Source organism: Nonomuraea sp. NPDC051191 (assembly GCF_044455665.1).
Classification (GTDB): Bacteria; Actinomycetota; Actinomycetes; order Streptosporangiales; family Streptosporangiaceae; genus Nonomuraea.
Genome location: NZ_JBITEZ010000021.1, coordinates 108,015 through 124,914 on the forward strand (window position 1 = coordinate 108,015; position 16,900 = coordinate 124,914).

The following is a 16,900-nucleotide window of genomic DNA, read 5'->3' on the forward strand; positions in this document are numbered from 1 at the left end:
CGTCACTCCGAGTTCCGCGAGATGAGCATCCGGCGCATCACATGGGCCTTCACCGGGACGCCCAGGGCGAGCGCCACCACGCCACCGGCGGCCCCCGCCCACGGCACGACGACGGCCGCCAGCGACCCGGTGGCCACCAGCCCGGCGAACGCGCCCGCCGACGTCACGGCGAGCACGTCGTTGTTCGTGTTCTCCACCAGGTAGGCCGCGTACATGACGGTCAGGAACAGCGCCAGAACGACGAGGACCAGCCCGCCCATCACCCCGGGCGACGGCGCGCGCCCGTCCGGCAGCGCCCACCCGAGCAGGACCGCGCACGCGACGGCGACGGCGGCCCCCGCCCGCTCGACCCGGCCCAGGAGCCGGACCGCGCGGGCCCGCCCGGCCCGCCCGGCGGGCCCGCGCAGCCGCCGCGAGGTCGCGGGCTGCGCGACCCGCAGCAGGTAGATGGCGAGCTGGCAGACCGCGACCGCCGGAAGCAGCGCGAGGTACAGCACGCCGCTCTGCCCCGACCGCCCGGAGACGCCGAGCACCAGGTACACGGCCGCGAAGCAGAGCGCGTCACACAGGTCGGCCACCCCCAGCAGCCAGGTGGCCCGAGCCAGGGGACGCAGCAACCGCCGCCCACGGGCGGCACCCGTTCCAAGGAGCGGCAGCCAGTCGCGGGGGAGCGCCGCGAGGGCCGCGCAGGTCACCGCGACCGTCCCGGCCAGGACGAGCAGCAGGTGTGTCTGCGGCGGCCAGCCGATCCACAGGGTGGCGGCGGTGACGGCGAGCACCACGCCACCGCTCGCCCCGAACGCCATCGTGTCCAGCACGGGCCGCCCGCGCACGCGGTGCAGGCCGGAGACCGCCATCAGCAGGCCCGTGCAGGCCGACCACGCCCCGGCCGCGAGATACAGGGTCGCCACGGACAGCGGCGCGGTCACCGCCACGGGAACGAGCACCGCCAGCAGCACCGCCACCGGCGCGGCGGCCATCGCCACCGCCGGCCGGGAGACCGCCGGGCCGATCCGCCTGACCCGCGCCAGCGTCTTCAGCGCCGCCTTCTCCGGCGCGTCCGCGACCAGGAGCAGCCAGCCGCACAGCCCGAGGGCGGCGGCGAAGTGGCCGAACGTGGACCCGTCCCACACGGTCGCCGGGGCCGCCGCGGCCACCTGCGTACCGGCCCTGAACGCGCCCCGCCCCGCCAGCAGCCGCAGCACCGCCACCGGCCGGGGCACGACCGCGTCCACCGCGCTCACGAGCCGCCCGCCCGCGGCCCCCGGACACGGCACAGGGGAAGTTCAGGCAGCGGCCCGGCGGCCGGAGCGCCGGTACTGGGAAGGGCACGGGCAACTCGCCGCTCACGGAAGGGGCGATGGGCGTGGGGGTGGGTCTGGGTGTGGGTGCGGTGGTGGAGAGCGGCGTGGGCGTGGGTCACCGTGGTCCCCCGGTAGTCGCCTGGCGGCGTGATGGCGTTCGTGCGCCGGATCAGAGCGTCCGCCGTGCGGCCGGAATACCGGTTGGGGGGACCAAAACGGATCAACCGGAGGAGTAAGGGGTCGTCAGGCGGCGCCGGAGCGTTGTGCGGCCTGGTAGACGGCCATGGCCTCGTTGCCGAAGAAGGGGCCGAACATGAAGTCGGGGGCGAAGTCGTACTTGAAGCTGTTGACGGAGTTCAGCCAGCCGAGCCCGGTGGAGGTGTCGAACCCCTCGAACCAGGGCCCGCCGCTCGACCCGCCGGTCATCGTGCAACGCAGCCCCTGGTCGCGCGTCCTGACCGGGTCCTTGAACGCCTTCCCGCTGCAGAACACCAGGTCAGAGCCGTCGAAGGGGGCGGCGGCCGGGTAGCCGAAGGAGAACATCTGCCGTCCGGTGGGCTGGTTGAAGGCCACCCCCTGCCCGCCGACGACGTCGGTGAGCGTGCGTCCCTGTAAGGGCGCGACCACGACGGCGGCGACGTCGAAGTTGATGTCCTCGTTGGTGTTCCACTGCTGGGTGGTCAGCACCCGGGTGGCCACCCACGTGCCGAACGGGCGGCGGCCGTCGTCGAAGCCCGGGACGAACACCCAGTTGCGGTGGGCGGCGCCGTTCAGCTTGACGCAGTGGCCCGCGGTCATCACGACGCTCTGGTTGGCGCTGGTCACGGCGGTGCCCGAGCAGGAGGCCGTACCTCCCTCGGCGGTGGTGAAGAACACCCGGCCGACCGTGCGGACGACGCCGCCCCCGTCGGCCCACGCCTGGCCGGGACTGTTCTGCACCGGCGCCGCCTGCCGGCCGGCCGCCGCCGTGCCCCCGGCGCCCGTGGCGGCGGCCGCGCCGCCACCGCCGGTCCAGGAGGAGGTCGTGATCCGGCGGGAGCCCGTGACGCCGCGGGACGCCCACGGCGAGCCCTGCGTCGGCCCGTCGGAGGACGTCCTGCGGCGCGGCGCGGGCGCGGAGAGCGGCCTGGCCGCCCGCATGCGCTCCGGCGTCCAGTACTCCGTGACGGTCCTGCGCTCGGACGACGTGCCGGCCCCCGACCAGCCCACGGGCCCGGGGGCGGACGTGGTTCCCGCCTGCGCGGGCACCGGCGCGCCCGCCACGGCGAGCGCGACGACGGACAGCAGGACGACTCTGCGATGCATGACGTACCTCCGAAACCGGAACCGGGATCTGCCGTCAGGAGGTACGCGCGCCGCCCCCGCGCGGGCTCAAGCCATGCGCGATCGGGTATGGGCGCGACGGGATTACACATCCGCTTACACACTCTGGACCATGCCGCCCGCCCGCCCCCTTCCTACCCTTGAGCCATGACTGGTTGGACGGAGACGGTCCTGCTGCGGGCGGCCGCTCTCGGCCCGCGCGTGGCGGTCGCCGAGGCCGCGAGCGGCGCCACGCTCACGTACGGCACGCTGGCCGTCCGCGCCCGCCAGGCGGCCCAGGGCCTGCGCCGGCGGGGCCTGCGCCCCGGCGACCCCGTGGTCGTGCTGCTGCGCGGCGGCTGCCACCTCCCCGTCGCCGGGTACGCCGTGCTCGCCGCGGGCGGCGTGGTCGTGTCCATCCCCGGCGGACCGGCCGCCGCCGGCGCCCGCATCATGATCACCGACCGGGACGACGCCGACGCGATCGCCCTGGAGGCCGACATCCGGCAGGTCTACTCCTTCACCGGCATCCCCGGCACGGCCGGCTTCGACAGCCTGCTCGGCGCCGACGGGCCGATCGAGCCCACCGCCCGGCTCACCACCGCCCGCAGGGTGAGCGCGGCCGATGTCGTCCTGGTCGCCGGGGCCGACCTGCGGGCGTACGACATGGTGCTCGGCGCGGGGGCCCGGCTGGTCGCGGCGCACGAGCCCGACCCGGCCGAATGCCGCAGGATCATCGCCGAGCACGACGTCACCCTGCTGATCGACGCGCGGTTGCGGATCGTCCCGGTCGGTGCCCCCGGTCCCGCGCTTGGGGCAAACCTCTGACAGCTCGTGAGGGCGGTGTCACACTGGGTGCCAATCCTGGGGTCCAGACACATGAGGATCATGGTGACGTTGCTCAGACACAACCTGCCCGCCGAGCCCGACAGGTTCATCGGGCGGGAGCGGGATCTGGAGGAGTTGTGCGGGCTGGTCGGTGAGGTCAGGCTGCTGACGCTCAGCGGCGTCGGGGGCACCGGCAAGACCCGGTGCGCGCTGCAGATCGCCACCCGGCTGGTCCCGTCCTTCCCCGACGGGGTCTGGCTGGCCGAGCTGTCCAGGCTGACCCGCGCCGACCTGCTGGTCCACGAGATCACCAAGGTGCTGGGCGTGCACGAGGAGGGCGTGCGGCCGCTGCTGGACACGCTGGTCGACTTCCTGCGCGGCAAGAAGCCGCTGCTCGTCCTGGACAACTGCGAGCATCTGGTCGAGGCGTGCGCCGAGCTGGCCGAGCGGCTGCTGACCTCCTGCGAGGACCTGCGGCTGCTGGTCACCAGCAGGGAGCCGCTGAAGATCCCCGGCGAGCTGGTGTGGCGGGTGCCGCCGCTGGCGGTGCCCGGCCCGGCGGAGGCGGCCGAGGAGGTCGAGCGGGTCGAGTCCGTGCAGCTCTTCCTCGACCGGGCGCGGGCGGCCGGGTCGGGGCTCGCGGTCACCGGCGCCAACGCCCGCGACATCGCCCGGCTCTGCCAGGCCCTCGACGGCCTGCCGCTGGCCCTGGAGCTGGCCGCGGCCAGGACCGCCGCGATGTCCCCCCGCCAGATCTCCGACCGGGTCAACGACCGGTTCCGGCTGCTGACGGCGAGCGGCCGTACGGCGCCGGCCCGGCAGCGCACCCTGCTGGCCACCCTCGAATGGAGCCACGACCTGCTCGCGCCGCAGGAGCAGGTGCTCTTCCGGCGGCTCGCGGTGTTCAGCGGGCCGTTCACCCTCGACCTGGCCGAGTCCGTCTGCGCCGGGCGGAGCCTGGCCGCCGCCCACGTCCTCGACGTGCTCAGCGGCCTGGTCGACAAGTCGCTCGTCCTGTTCGACCAGGGCAGCTCGTGCTACCGGCTGCTGGAGTCGGCCCGCCAGTTCGCCGCCGGGAAGCTGGAGTCGGCGGGCGAGACCCGGCACCTGCGCGACCGGCTGCTGCACGGCCTGGCCGACCTCGCCCACCACCACGGCCGCGACGTGTGGGCCACGCCCGGCCTGACCTGGCCCGAGCGCTACGCCCGGCTGCTCGCGCTCCAGGGCCTCCTCGGCAACGCCCGCGAGGCCCTGTCCTGGGCCGTCGAGTCCGGTCTGGCCGAGCCGGGCCTGCGGCTCGCGTGCGGCTACATGCCGCTGTGGGCCGGGTTCGGCGAGCTGACCGAGGGCCGCCGCTGGTACGAGAGCCTGCTCGCGCTGCCCGCCGCCCGTACTCTCGGCGACCTGTCCGCCGAGGCCCTGCTCCACCACGCCAACCTGGCCTACGAGCAGCAGGACGCCGCCGCCTGCGGCGAGTCGGCCGCCCGCGCCCTTGAGCTGCGCCGCGCGACCGGCGACGACTTCATGCTGGCGTTCACCCTCGTGATCGCCGGCATGTACGAGGGCACCAAGGGCGACGTCGCCCTGGCCGCCGAGCGCGGGGAGGAGGCGCTGAAGCTGGCGCTGCTCGTCGGCAACGGCCTGATCGAGGCGTCGGCGCGGCTGCTGCTGTCCGGCGTCGCCGCCTTCCACGGCCAGCGGCGCGAGTCGCTGACCAGGGGCGAGGAGGCCATCGAGGTCTATGCCCGGTTCGGCCACCTGTGGGGGGTCACCAGGGCCCACCTGGAGCTGGGCCGCTTCGCCGACTTCCTCGGCGACCTCGACACCGCCCGCCGCCACCTGGAGGAGTGCGCCGAGCTGGCCGAGGAGATGGCGGCCAAGCCCGTCCTCGCGACCAGTCTCGGCCTGCTCGGCGCGGTCCTGGCCCGCCAGGGCGAGGCGGAGCGGGCGAGGGAGCGGCTGGCCCGGTGCGTGACGCTGAGCCGGTCCATGGGGCAGCACCTGCCGATCATCTCCGTGCTGGTCACGCTGGCCGTGCTGGCCGAGGGGCAGCACGACCTCGAACCCGCCGTACGCCTCTGGGCCGCGGCCAGGGCCATGGAGGACCGCCTCGGGCTGCCCGTCTGGACCTCGGCCACGCCCGAGCCGCTGCTCGCCCGCGCCCGTGCGGAGGCCGGTGAGGGGCAGGTCCAGCTCTGGTGGACGATGGGCGGCGGCATGACGGAGGAGGAGGCCCTGCGCTACGGCCTGGCGGGCGAGCGGCCCGCCCAGGGGGCGTCCCGGCCTCCGGCGGGCCCGGCGTCGGTGCTCACGCCGCGCGAGCGGGAGATCGTCGTGCTGATCAGCCGGGGGTTGTCCAACCGGGCCATCGGCGAGGAGCTGTTCATCAGCCCGGCCACCGCCGCCCGGCACGTCGCCAACATCCTGCTCAAGCTGGGCTTCGGCTCGCGCACGCAGGTCGCCGCCTGGGCCGCGGAGCACGGCGTCCTCCACTGACCGAACCCACCGGCGGGGCACGGCGTCCTCCGCTGACCTCGCCCCCCGGGCGGGGCGCGGCGTTCGCGGCCGGGCCGGTCATCGGCCCGCGGCCACCTCGGCCGGGCGGGACGGTGGCGGGTCGAGGACCGCCGTGAACAGGTCTCCGGCCCGGTCCTGGCAACGTACGGCGGCCGGCTCGTCGCCGATGCGGCGGTGGGCGCGTCCCAGCGTCACCAGGGCCCGCGCCTCGCCCAGCTTGTAGCCGCTGCCGGCGTGGACGCGGGCCGCGCGGGCGGCGTACGAGATGGCCGCGCCCGTGTCGCCGGCCGCCAGCGCCGCCTCCGCGCACGCCGCCAGCGCCGCGCCCTGCACCAGCACCGCGCCCGCCTTCCTGGCCAGCCCCAGCCCGGCCAGCGTGTCGCGCATGGCGGCCAGGTGCTCGTCCAGGCCGGTGCGCGCCACGGCCAGCCCCACGAGCGCGTCCGCCTGGCCCACGGCGGCGCCGATGCCGCGGGCCCGCTCCAGCGCGGCGTTCAGCTGCCCGACGGCGGCTCCCGGATCGGTCTGGCTGCGGATGCGGCCGAGCCCGATCAGGGCGTCCAGCTCCAGCTTGGGATCGCCGACCGCCAGCGCCCGCCGCAGCGCCTCCTCGGCGTAGCCGAGCGCGTCGGCCCGCCGGCCCGCGTCCAGGTGCACGTCGGCCAGTTCCCTGCACAGGTCGGCCTGGTACCGCTCGCCGATCGCGGCGCCGAGCCCGCGCGCCGCCGTCAGGCACCGGACGGCCTCGCCCAGCCGCCCGGTCAGCCGCAGCACGGCGCCGAGCCCGGCCAGCGCGGCGGCCTCGGTCGCCGGCAGCCCGCGGTCGCGGCAGAGCGACAACGCCTCGCTCAGGTGCTCCTCGGCGACGCCGAGCCGGCCCATCTGGGTCAGCGCCAGCCCCAGGTGGACGAGCGGCGCGGCCCCCACCCGCGCGGAGCGCCGGGAGCCGTCCACGGCCAGGGTCAGCAGCCGCCGGGCCGCGCCCAGCCTGCCCTGCTGGAGGTGGACCACGCCGAGCGCGGCCAGCGCGGCGAGCCTGCCCTCCGGCCAGCCGGCCAGTTCGGCGGCCGTGAACGCCCCCCGCAACTCCTCGACCGCCTCGGTCAGCTCGGCCGCCCGCCACCGCGTGGAGGCCAGGCAGTGCCCGACGGCCGCCTGGCCCAGGTGGTCGCCGGCCGCGCGGGCGGCCTGCCGGGCGTCCCGCAGCACGTCCGTCCAGCCGGGCTGGCCGCCGGTCAGGTCGAGGTAGCCGTTCATGGCGTCGATGAGCCGCCAGGCGTACGGGTGGCCGGGGGCGTTCCGGAGGGCGGCGACGAGGTTGGCGCGTTCGGCGTCCAGCCAGGCCAGCGCGGCGGTCGCGCCGGTGAAGGCGACCGGACGGCGGGAGCCGTCGGCGGGGGCGCGCAGCAGGTGGGGATAGGCAACGTCGCCGGCCTCCCGGACCATCCGCAGGTACCAGGCCATCAGCGCGTCCAGGGCGCGGGCCCGCCCCGGCGCGGACTCCTCGGCCAGCACGCGTTCGCGGGCGTACTCCCGCATCAGGTCGTGGAAGGTGTAGCGGCCCGGCTCCGGCTCCTCGACCAGGTGCGCGGCGGCGAGCCCGGACAGCAGCCGGTCGGCCTCGGCCGGGACGGTCCCGGCCAGCGCGCCGGCCGCCCCCGCGGTGAACGTGGGCCCCGGGACGAGCGCGAGCAGCCGGAACAGCCGCCGTGCCGCCGGATCCAGGCGGTGGTAGGACAGGTCGAACGCGCCGCGCACGGCCGCGTGCGGATCTCCGGTGACCGCCAGGGCCGATAATCGGGTGCCGGTCAGCCGGCGCACCTGGCCGGCGATGCCGCCGGCGGCGTCCCCGTCGGCCCTGCCGAGGATGCCCGCGGCGGCGATGCGCAGCGCCAGCGGCAGCCGGCCGCACGCCCTGGCCAGGTCGAGCGCCGCGTCCCGCTCGGCGGCCAGCCGCTCGCCGCCGAGGAGGCCGCCGAACAGCGTGACCGCCTCGCCGGTGGACAACATGCCGAGCGGGACGGGGATCGCGCCGTCCCGGGCGACCAGACCGTCCAGGCGGTCCCTGCTGGTGATCACGGTGGCGCAGCGCGGCCCGCCCGGCAGCAGCGGGCGGACCTGCTCCTCGCTGCCGGCGTTGTCCAGCACCACCAGCACCCGCCGGTCGGCCAGCAGGCTGCGGTAGGCCGCGCTGGCCTCCTCCACCGTGCCGGGCACGCGCTCGGCGGGCACGCCGAGCCCGCGCAGGAAGCGGCCCAGCGCCTCGATCGGCAGCAGCGGCCGCTCGGCCGAGTGCCCGCGCAGGTCCACGTAGAGCTGGCCGTCGGGGAAGCGGTGGCGGTCGCGGTGGGCCCAGTGCAGGGCCAGGGCGGTCTTGCCCGAGCCGCCCGCGCCGGTCAGCACCGCGATCGACGTCCCGCCGGAGGCCGGGTCGCCGCCGGTCCCGAGCGGGTCGAGCAGCCGGAGCTGGGCCGTCCGCCCGGTGAACTGGCCGGGGCCGGGCGGCAGCTGGGCGGGCGTCACCGTTTCCCGGGAATCGGACGGCCTGATCGGCGGAACGTTCCCGCGCAGGATGCGCTGGTGCAGTTGCCGCAGCTCGGGGCCGGGGTCCAGGCCCAGTTCCTCGGTGAGGCGGCGGCGGGTGCGGTCGTACCGCTCCAGGGCGTCCACGCGGCGGCCGGCCCGGCACAGCGCCAGCATGAGCAGGCCCACCAGCCCCTCACGGAACGGGTGCTCGGCGACCAGCGCCATCAGCTCCGGGACCAGCACGGCGGCGCGGCCCGCCCGGACCTCGGCGTCCAGGCACTCCTCGACGGCTGCGAGGCGTTCCTCGGCCAGGGCGTCGCGCAGCCGGTCCAGCAGCTCGCCGCCGGAGACGCCGGTCAGCGGCTCGCCCCGCCACAGGGTCAGGGCGCGGCGCAGCCCGGTGGCCTGCCGCTCGGCCGTCTCCCCGGCCCGCGCGCGGGTGACCGCCGTCCGGAACTCGTGCACGTCCACCTGTCCGGGGTCCAGGCCGAGCTGGTAGCCGCGCGGGCGGTAGGCGATGGTGACGCCGGCCGCGGCCAGGGCGGGGCGCAGCCGGGAGACGTACCCCTGCACCAGGTTGCGCGCCCCGGCCGGGGGACGCTCGCCCCACAGGCCCTCGATCAGCCGGTTCACCGAGACGAGCCGGCCCGCGTCCAGTGCGAGCAGGGCCAGCGCCGCCCGCTGCCGGGGCGGCCCGAGCGGGATCTCCTGGCGCCCCCGCCAGGCTCGCACCGCCCCCAGGAGCCCGATCTTCAGTACGTCCGCCAGACCTGCCCGTGTTGTTTCGTCTGACATGTCGTATTTCCCCTTTGCCACGTCGCAGGCCGCCGTACAGCAGACATGACAGGCAGTACAGCCGAAATCCTGACGCCATCAAGCCCCCGTGCAGCGGCCTGCTGCACTCTGAACGCGATCTCGCTTGGTTCGCCCCACATTCGCTTGACACGGGCTGACAGACGCGCGGGCCGTGCGGCCGGCGTCGCCGCGTCACCCCGGGGAAGAGGCAGCGTTGTCCGAACCGCACCACGACGTTCTCCGGGAGTTCGCCCGGACGGCCGAGCGCCACCCGGACCGTCCGGCCCTGGTCCACGCCGGCCGCACCCTCACCTACGCCGAGCTGGCCGCCCGGGTCCGCGCGACGGCCCGGCGGCTCGGGCCCGATCCCGGGGCGGTGGGCGTGCTGACGTCCCGCACGCCGGGGACCGTGGCCGCGCTGCTGGGCACGCTCGCGGCGGGCGGCGCGTACGTGCCCGTCGACCCGGCGCACCCGCGGGCCCGCCGGGAGGCGGTGCTGGCGGCGGCCGGCTGCCGCACGCTGATCGCGTCCGGACCCGGCGCGTGGGCCCCGGACGGCGTGCGCGTGATCGAGCCGCCCGATCGCGTCGAGCCGGACGGCGGACCGGTGGACGAGCTCGACGAGCTCGCGGCCGTCGAGGCGGACACGCCCGCGTACATCCTGTTCACCTCCGGCTCGACCGGCGCGCCCAAGCCCGTGGTGACGCCCAGGCGGGCGATCTCCGTCGTGACCGGGGCGCTGCGCGAGCTGTTCGGGATCACCCCCGCCGACCGGGTGCTCCAGTTCGCCTCGCTGAACTGGGACACCTGCCTGGAGGAGATCCTGCCCGCGCTGACCGGCGGGGCGGCGCTGGTCTTCCACGACGGCGCGCATTCGGGGTCGTTCCGCCGGATGCTGCGCGCGGTCGCCGACGAGCGGGTCACCGTGCTGGACCTGCCCACGGCGTTCTGGCACGAGCTGGTACGGCACCTGGTGGACGAGCGGGCCGCGCTGCCTTCGTGCGTCCGGTTGGTGATCATCGGCGGCGAGGCCGTGAGCCCGCCGCGTCTGGCGGACTGGCGGGCCCTGGACACCGGCGACATCCGGCTGCTCAACACCTACGGCTGCACGGAGACCACCCTCATCACGCACGCCGTCGACCTGCACGGCCCCCTGGCGCCCGGGGACGCGGGGGAACGGGCGCCGGGGGATGCGCGCGGCGCGGCGGCGCGGGAGCGGGCGTCGGGGGAGCGGGCTTCGACGGAGCCGGGCGGCACGGCGGTGGGGGAGCGGGTGCCGATCGGCTGGGCGCTGCCGCACGTCGTGCAGCGGGTGAGTGAGGAGGGGGAGCTGCTGGTCGGCGGGCCGGCCCTGGCGCTGGGCTACCTGGCCCTGCCCGAGGCGACCGCCGCCCGCTTCGTCACCCCCGGGACGGAGTCCGGGCGGTTCTTCCGCACCGGCGACCGGGTCACCGTGACCGGGGGCGGGGCGCTCGTCCACGAGGGCCGGCTCGACCACGAGCTCAAGATCCGGGGCATCCGGGTGGACCCGGCCGAGGTCGAGGCGCACATCGCCGGCCATCCGGGCGTGGGCGCGGTGGCGGTGGCGGGTGTCACGGTCGCCGATCACACGACCCTCGCCGCGTACGTCGTGCCCCGCCCGCAGCCCGGCCGGGACACCGAGGACGGGCTGGCCGCCGAGGTCCGGGACTACCTGCGGGACCGGGTGCCGTGCCACCTCGTGCCCAGCCGGATCACCGTCGTGCCCGAACTGGCCTACACCACCAGCGGCAAGGTCGACCGCGCCGGTTCGCACCGGCGCTACACCACCAACTGAAGGAGATCATGTACGTGGACGTCACCGCCGTCTCTGACATCTTCCGGCGGGTACTGGAAAATCCCGAAATAACGGATGATTCCGACTTTTTCGTCTTGGGTGGGGATTCGCTGCTCGCCACCCGCGTCCTGAGCGCGATCGCCCGCGACTGCGGCGCCGAGCTCGACTTCGACGACTTCCTCGACGCGCCCACCCCGGCCGCCCTGGCCAAGAAGATCGCGAGCCTGGCATGAGCGAGCCGGGCACGAGGGCCCCGGGCGTCAAGGCACCGGGCTTGAGGGAGGCGGGCGTCAAGGCGCCGGGCTTGAAGGTCGTCGTCGTGGGCGCGGGCCTGGCCGGGCTCACCGCCGCCGCCGACCTGGCCGCGTCCGGCGCCGAGGTCACCGTGATCGAGGCCAGGGACCGCGTCGGCGGCCGTACGCACGGCATCGAGGTCGCCCCCGGCGGCTGGGCCGACGCGGGCGCGGCGTACCTGGGGGAGCGGCACACCGCGCTGACGGCCCTGCTGGCCGAGCTGGACCTGAAGACCACCCCGGCCACCGTGGGCGGCGCGGCCAGGTTCGCGCTCGGCGGCGAGCCGGTGACCGGCCGCTTCCCGCCTCTGTCGGCGGTCGCGCTGGGCGGCCTGTTCGACGCGCTGGAGGAACTGGCCGCCGCCGTCCGCCCCGACGCGCCCTGGCTGACCCCGGACGCCGCCCGCCTGGACGCCACCACGGCGGCCGACTGGGCCGAGGCACACCTGACGCATCCGGACGCGCGGTTGTTCTTCCCGCTGTTCGCCGGCGAGATGATGGCCGCGGACCCGGCGGACGTGTCCGTCCTGCACCTGGCCTTCTACCTGCGCTCGGGCGGCGGGCTGCGCTACCTGAACGCCTTCGCGGGCGGCGCGCAGGAGGACCGGATCGACGGCGGCGCCCACCAGGTGTGCCTGCGCCTGGCCGCCCGGCTCGGCGACCGGGTGCGCCTCGGCGAGCCGGTGCGCGCGGTCCACCAGGACGACTCCGGCGTGGACGTCGTCACCGCGACCGGCTCGGCCAGGGCGGACGCGGTGGTGGTCGCCGTGCCGCCGTCGCTCGCCGACGCCATGGAGTTCCGGCCGGGCCTGCACGCGCCGCGGTCGGGCCCCCGTACGGCGCCCGGCTGCGCGGTAAAGGTGCACCTGGTCTACCCCGCGCCGCTCTGGCGCGAGCAGGGCCTTTCGGGCTGGTCGGTCAGCGCGGAGGGCCCCCTGCTGTCCACCGTGGACGACTCGCCCGCGGGCGGCTCGGCGGGCGTGCTGACCGGGTTCGTGACCGGCGCGCAGGCCAAGGCGTTCGCCGCGCTGCCCCCGCGCGAGCAGGCCGGGCGGGCGCGGGCCCAGGTCGCGCGGCTGTTCCCCGGGCTGCCCGCCCCGGACGCCTGCCACGTGACCGACTGGCTCGGCGACGACTACAGCCGGGGCTGCTACGCGGCGCTGTTCGGGCCGGGCGACTGGCTCCGGCTCGGCCCGCGGCTGACCACCCCCCACCAGCGGGTGCACTGGGCCGGCACCGAGACGAGCACCGAGTTCTTCGGCCTGATGGAAGGCGCCATCCGCTCAGGACACCGGGTGGCCGCGGAGATCGACGCGACCTGGAGGCACATCCATGACTGACCGGACCCCGATCGCCCCCCTGGCCGTACGGGAGGGCTTCATGACCGAGCCCGGCCTCGGCGCGGGCAACTTCCTCGACCACGCCCTCGCGGCCAACCCCAACCGCGCGGTGCCGTTCGTCCACAGCCACCACACCGACCACCGCGGCCAGGTCGTGTTACGCGGCCACAGCCTGACCGACCTCGCGGCCCTGCGCGACCGGTACGCCACCTGGTACCACGCCAACGGCGTGCGGCCCGGCGAGCCCGTGGGCGTCGTCGTGGCCGAGGGGCTGGAGCCGCTGCTGCACTTCCTGGCGCTCACCGCGCTCGGCGCAATCCCGGCGATGGTCAACGACGCCATGCGGGCCGACGTCATGGCCGGCTACCTGGAGCACGTCGGCGTGGTCGGCGTCGTCGCCGACGACACGACCAGGCTGCAGCTCGCCTACCGCAACACGCCCCGGGCCCGGCCCAGGTTTCTCGCCCTGGCCGCCGAGGTGCGCGCCCACGACGCGGCGTCGGGCGGCCTGCCGGAGCAGTACCCGTACCGGCATGAACCGGACGACGTGGTGGCGCTCATCCACTCCTCGGGCACCACCGGCACGCCCAAGTCCACCATCCTCGGGCATCGCAGCTTCTGGGACGGCAAACAGCTCCGGATGGTGCGCTTCCCGGCGGAGCCGTACGACCGGCTGATGTCGCTCATGCCGCACACGCACGCGGGCGGGCTCAGCTACTTCCTCACCGCGATCCTGCTCGGGCTGCCGACCGTGATCATGTCGGACTGGCGGCGCGCCGGCGTGGAGCCGGTTATGGAGGCGTTCCAGCCGACGATGGTGGCCTCGTTCCCGCGCACGTTCGTGGAGCTGGCGACCGGCGAGCTGCCGGTCAGGGGCGCAGCCAGGGTGCACTCCTGGTTCAACACCGGCGACAGCGCCCACTACGGCCACATCCGGCGGCTCGTCACGCTCGGCGAGCGGCCCGCGGGGCTGATCAGGTCGTGGCTGCTGCCGCGCGGCGAGGCCGCCGGCGAGCCGCTGCCCGGCTCCCAGTTCGTGGACGGGCTCGGCTCCTCGGAGATGGGCATGGCGCTGTTCGGCCAGGTCACCTCCCCCGAGACGCCGCGCGCCGACCGCTGCGTCGGCAAGCCCCAGGACGCGGTGATCAAGGCCGCCGTGCTCGACGAGAACGGCCGGGAGCTGCCCGACGGCGAGGTCGGCCTGCTGGGCGTGATCACTCCGTCGCGCACCCCCGGCTACTGGAACGACCAGAGGCTGACCGGCAGCTTCGAGCTCAACGGCTTCTGGCTCACCGGCGACGTCGCCCGCCGGGACGCCGAGGGCAACTTCTACCACCTCGACCGCACCGTGGACGTGATCGACACCGCGGCCGGGCCGGTCTACAGCCTGCCCGTCGAGGAGGTGCTGATCGCCGACTGCGCGGACCTCGTCCAGGACTGCTCGGTCGTCGGCGTGCCGGGGCCCGAGGGCCAGGTGCCGATCGCCGTCGTACGGCCGCAGGCCGGGGCCGCCGCCGTCACCGCCGAGGAGGTCAGGGAGAAGGCCAACAAGGCGCTGGCCGACGCGGGCCTGGCCACGCTGGCCGCCGTGGTCCTGGCGCGCACCGAACAGGACTACCCGCTCGGCCCCACAGGCAAGGTGCTCAAGCGTGAGCTCCGCACCCGGCACGCGGCGCTGTTCGCCGGATGAGCCCGCACGACGACACCCCCCGCCACCCCGTCGCCGCCACCGGAACCGCCCGCTCAGCCGACACCGGAACCGCCCGGTCCGACGCCGCGGGGCCCGCCAGTGCCCGGTCCGGCGCCGCGGGGCCCGGGACCGCCGAGTCCGGCGGCGTCCGCCCCTTCGTGTACGCGCGGCGGGCGCTCGCCGAGCCCGACTGGCGGCGGCTGCCGGGCTGGCGGGAGGTCACCGAGGCGCAGTGGCGCGACGCCCAGTGGCAGCGCGCCCACTGCGTGCGGAACGCGGCGCAGCTGCGCGCCGTGACCGGCGACCTGCTCCAGGAGGCCTTCCTCGCCGACCTGGCCGCCGACGTGGCCCGCTTCGCCACCATGTCCATACTGGTCACGCCCCAGCTCCTCAACGTCATGGCGCCGGACGAGCCGGAGGACCCGGCCGCGTTCACGGCGGCGTTCCTGGCCAACCCGGTCCGCCGCTACCTGCTGCCGGTCGCCTCCGACCGGCACCCGGTCTGGCCGAGCCATCCGCGGGCCCAGCGCGACTCGCTGCACGAGGCCGAGATGTGGGCGGTGGAGGGCCTGACCCACCGCTACCCGACGAAGGTGCTGGCCGAGCTGCTGGCCACGTGCCCGCAGTACTGCGGTCACTGCACCCGGATGGACCTGGTCGGCACGTCCACGCCGCAGGTCGTCAAGGCCAGGCTCGCGCTCAGGCCGGTGGACCGGCAGGAGCTGATGCTGGACTACCTCAAGCGCACGCCCGCCGTCCGGGACGTGGTGGTCTCCGGCGGCGACCTGGCCAACATGCCGTGGCCGCGGCTGGAGGCGTTCCTGCTGCGGCTCCTGGAACTGGAGTCCGTGCGCGACATCCGGCTGGCCACCAAGGCGCTGGTCGGGCTGCCGCAGCACTGGCTCCAGCCGGCCGTGGTCGAGGGCGTGGGCCGGGTGGCCGCCGTGGCCCGCGCCCGCGGGGTGAACCTGGCCGTGCACACCCACGCCAACCACGCGCGTTCGGTGACGCCGCTGGTCGCCGAGGCGGCCGGGGCCCTGCTGGCGGCCGGCGTACGGGACGTGCGCAACCAGGGCGTGCTCATGCGCGGCGTGAACGCCACCCCGCACGACCTGCTCGACCTGTGCTTCGCCCTGCACGGCGAGGCCGGCATCCTGCCCTACTACTTCTACGTCTGCGACCTGATCCCCAACGCCGAGCACTGGCGCACCCCCCTCCACCAGGCACGCAGCCTCCAGGAGGCCATCATGGGCCACCTGCCCGGCTACGCCACGCCCCGGATCGTGTGCGACGTGCCCTACGTCGGCAAGCGCTGGGTGCACCAGGCCGCCGCCTACGACCGGGAACGCGGCGTCTCGTACTGGACCAGGAGTCACGGGATCGGGCTGGAGCCGCCCGGCCCTGAGCGCCGCTTCCCCTTCTACGACCCGATCGACACCCTGCCCGAGCCCGGCCGCCGCTGGTGGACGAGCCAGAAGGGAGAGTCATGACCCCGTTGCGCCGCATGTGCTGGATCTTCCCCGACCGGGAGTCCACCCGGGCCACCGCGATGTGGCACCCGTTCTTCTGGGACCTGTACGAGGACGTGGCCGCCGAGCTCGGCCTGCGCTGGACCAGGAACTCCCCGGACTCGGTCACCGTGGACGCGCTGGACCCCGGCAACCCCCGCGTCTACGTGGACGACGAGCCGGTCACCCCCGAGGACACGCTCTTCATCACCGCCCTGTACTCCCTGCCCTACCAGTCCATGGACGTCTTCAACCAGTACGCCCTCTACGCGGTGCTGGAGGAGGCCGGCTTCTACCTGCCGTTCCCGCCGTCCCTGTCGCCGGTGGCCAACGACAAGCTGGCCACCGTCCTGCGGCTGCGCGACTCGCCCGTGCCGCCGATCCCGACCCTGCGCATCGGCACCGGCCGGGACACCAGCAAGCACCTGTACGAGGCCGCGATCGCCGGCCTCACCTACCCGGCCCTGGTCAAGCCCGCCGGCTGGTGCGGCGGCGGCGGGGTGAACCTGGCCCGCGACTCCGAGGAGCTGCGCGGCCTGGCCAGCCTCGCCCAGGGCGGCGACACCACGCTCGTGATCCAGCCGTACCTGGGCGACGGCACCGTGGACTACCGCGTCTACGTCGTGGACGGCGAGCCGTACGCCGTCATGAAGCGCATCCCCGAGCCGGGTTCACCGGTCGCCAACGCCAGCAGGGGCGGCACGATGGAGTTCCCGCCCGTGCCGCCGGAGCTGGCGGCGGCCACGGCGTACTTCTACGAGCGGGTGCCCATCCCGTTCTTCTGCGTCGACTTCCTCCACGACGGCGAGCGCTACTGGTTCTCCGAGCTGGAGCCCGACGGCGTGATCGCCCCCGACCTGGGCGACCCCGCCCGCACCCTCCAGCGCGACGTCACCCGGGCCCGCTGGACGGCCTACCGCGACGGCCACGCCCGCTTCCTCAAAGAACGCCTCCCGCACGAACCCGAGAGCTGGTGACCCC

The 16,900-nt window shown here is 75.5% G+C and carries 11 protein-coding genes; 8 read left to right on the forward strand and 3 right to left on the reverse strand.

The window, feature by feature from the left end:
* Positions 1-2: 2 nt before the first annotated feature.
* Together ACIA8R_RS44490 and ACIA8R_RS44495 are read right to left on the reverse strand one after the other, a co-directional pair.
* Positions 3-1,277, reverse strand: a complete 1,275-nt coding sequence (locus tag ACIA8R_RS44490; RefSeq protein WP_397043757.1) for a hypothetical protein — start codon at positions 1,275-1,277, stop codon at positions 3-5.
* 270 nt (positions 1,278-1,547) lie between these two features.
* The gene (locus ACIA8R_RS44495; protein WP_397043759.1) at positions 1,548-2,609 is read right to left on the reverse strand and encodes a trypsin-like serine peptidase; all 1,062 of its coding nucleotides are present in this window, start codon (positions 2,607-2,609) and stop codon (positions 1,548-1,550) included.
* A 165-nt stretch (positions 2,610-2,774) separates the two neighbouring features.
* Between ACIA8R_RS44495 and ACIA8R_RS44500 the strand changes: the two genes are divergently transcribed.
* Together ACIA8R_RS44500 and ACIA8R_RS44505 are read left to right on the forward strand one after the other, a co-directional pair.
* The gene (locus ACIA8R_RS44500) at positions 2,775-3,434 is read left to right on the forward strand and encodes an AMP-binding protein (RefSeq protein ID WP_357707948.1); all 660 of its coding nucleotides are present in this window, start codon (positions 2,775-2,777) and stop codon (positions 3,432-3,434) included.
* Between the two features lie 51 nt (positions 3,435-3,485).
* Positions 3,486-5,930, forward strand: a complete 2,445-nt coding sequence (locus ACIA8R_RS44505) for a LuxR C-terminal-related transcriptional regulator (protein WP_397043761.1) — start codon at positions 3,486-3,488, stop codon at positions 5,928-5,930.
* 78 nt (positions 5,931-6,008) lie between these two features.
* Here ACIA8R_RS44505 and ACIA8R_RS44510 read toward each other — a convergent pair whose 3' ends face one another.
* Positions 6,009-9,272: a BTAD domain-containing putative transcriptional regulator gene (locus ACIA8R_RS44510; RefSeq protein ID WP_397043763.1), complete on the reverse strand. Its 3,264-nt coding sequence runs from the start codon at positions 9,270-9,272 to the stop codon at positions 6,009-6,011.
* Between the two features lie 214 nt (positions 9,273-9,486).
* Here ACIA8R_RS44510 and ACIA8R_RS44515 point away from each other — a divergent pair, with 214 nt between their 5' ends.
* The 6 genes from ACIA8R_RS44515 (at position 9,487) to ACIA8R_RS44540 (ending at position 16,896) form a co-directional block, all read left to right on the forward strand.
* The gene (locus ACIA8R_RS44515; RefSeq protein ID WP_397043765.1) at positions 9,487-11,088 is read left to right on the forward strand and encodes an AMP-binding protein; all 1,602 of its coding nucleotides are present in this window, start codon (positions 9,487-9,489) and stop codon (positions 11,086-11,088) included.
* An 8-nt stretch (positions 11,089-11,096) separates the two neighbouring features.
* Positions 11,097-11,321, forward strand: a complete 225-nt coding sequence (locus tag ACIA8R_RS44520) for an acyl carrier protein (protein WP_357707953.1) — start codon at positions 11,097-11,099, stop codon at positions 11,319-11,321.
* A 71-nt stretch (positions 11,322-11,392) separates the two neighbouring features.
* Positions 11,393-12,721 (forward strand): flavin monoamine oxidase family protein, encoded by a 1,329-nt coding sequence (locus tag ACIA8R_RS44525; protein ID WP_397043767.1) that lies wholly within the window; start codon positions 11,393-11,395, stop codon positions 12,719-12,721.
* Entirely contained in the window at positions 12,714-14,411 is a 1,698-nt protein-coding gene (locus tag ACIA8R_RS44530) for a class I adenylate-forming enzyme family protein (protein ID WP_397043769.1), read from the forward strand. Before ACIA8R_RS44525 ends, ACIA8R_RS44530 begins: the two co-directional genes overlap by 8 nt.
* The gene (locus ACIA8R_RS44535) at positions 14,408-15,901 is read left to right on the forward strand and encodes a lysine 2,3-aminomutase (RefSeq protein WP_364087290.1); all 1,494 of its coding nucleotides are present in this window, start codon (positions 14,408-14,410) and stop codon (positions 15,899-15,901) included. The genes ACIA8R_RS44530 and ACIA8R_RS44535 overlap by 4 nt, the downstream gene beginning before the upstream one ends.
* Positions 15,898-16,896, forward strand: a complete 999-nt coding sequence (locus ACIA8R_RS44540; protein WP_397043771.1) for a RimK family alpha-L-glutamate ligase — start codon at positions 15,898-15,900, stop codon at positions 16,894-16,896. The genes ACIA8R_RS44535 and ACIA8R_RS44540 overlap by 4 nt, the downstream gene beginning before the upstream one ends.
* Positions 16,897-16,900: the final 4 nt, after the last annotated feature.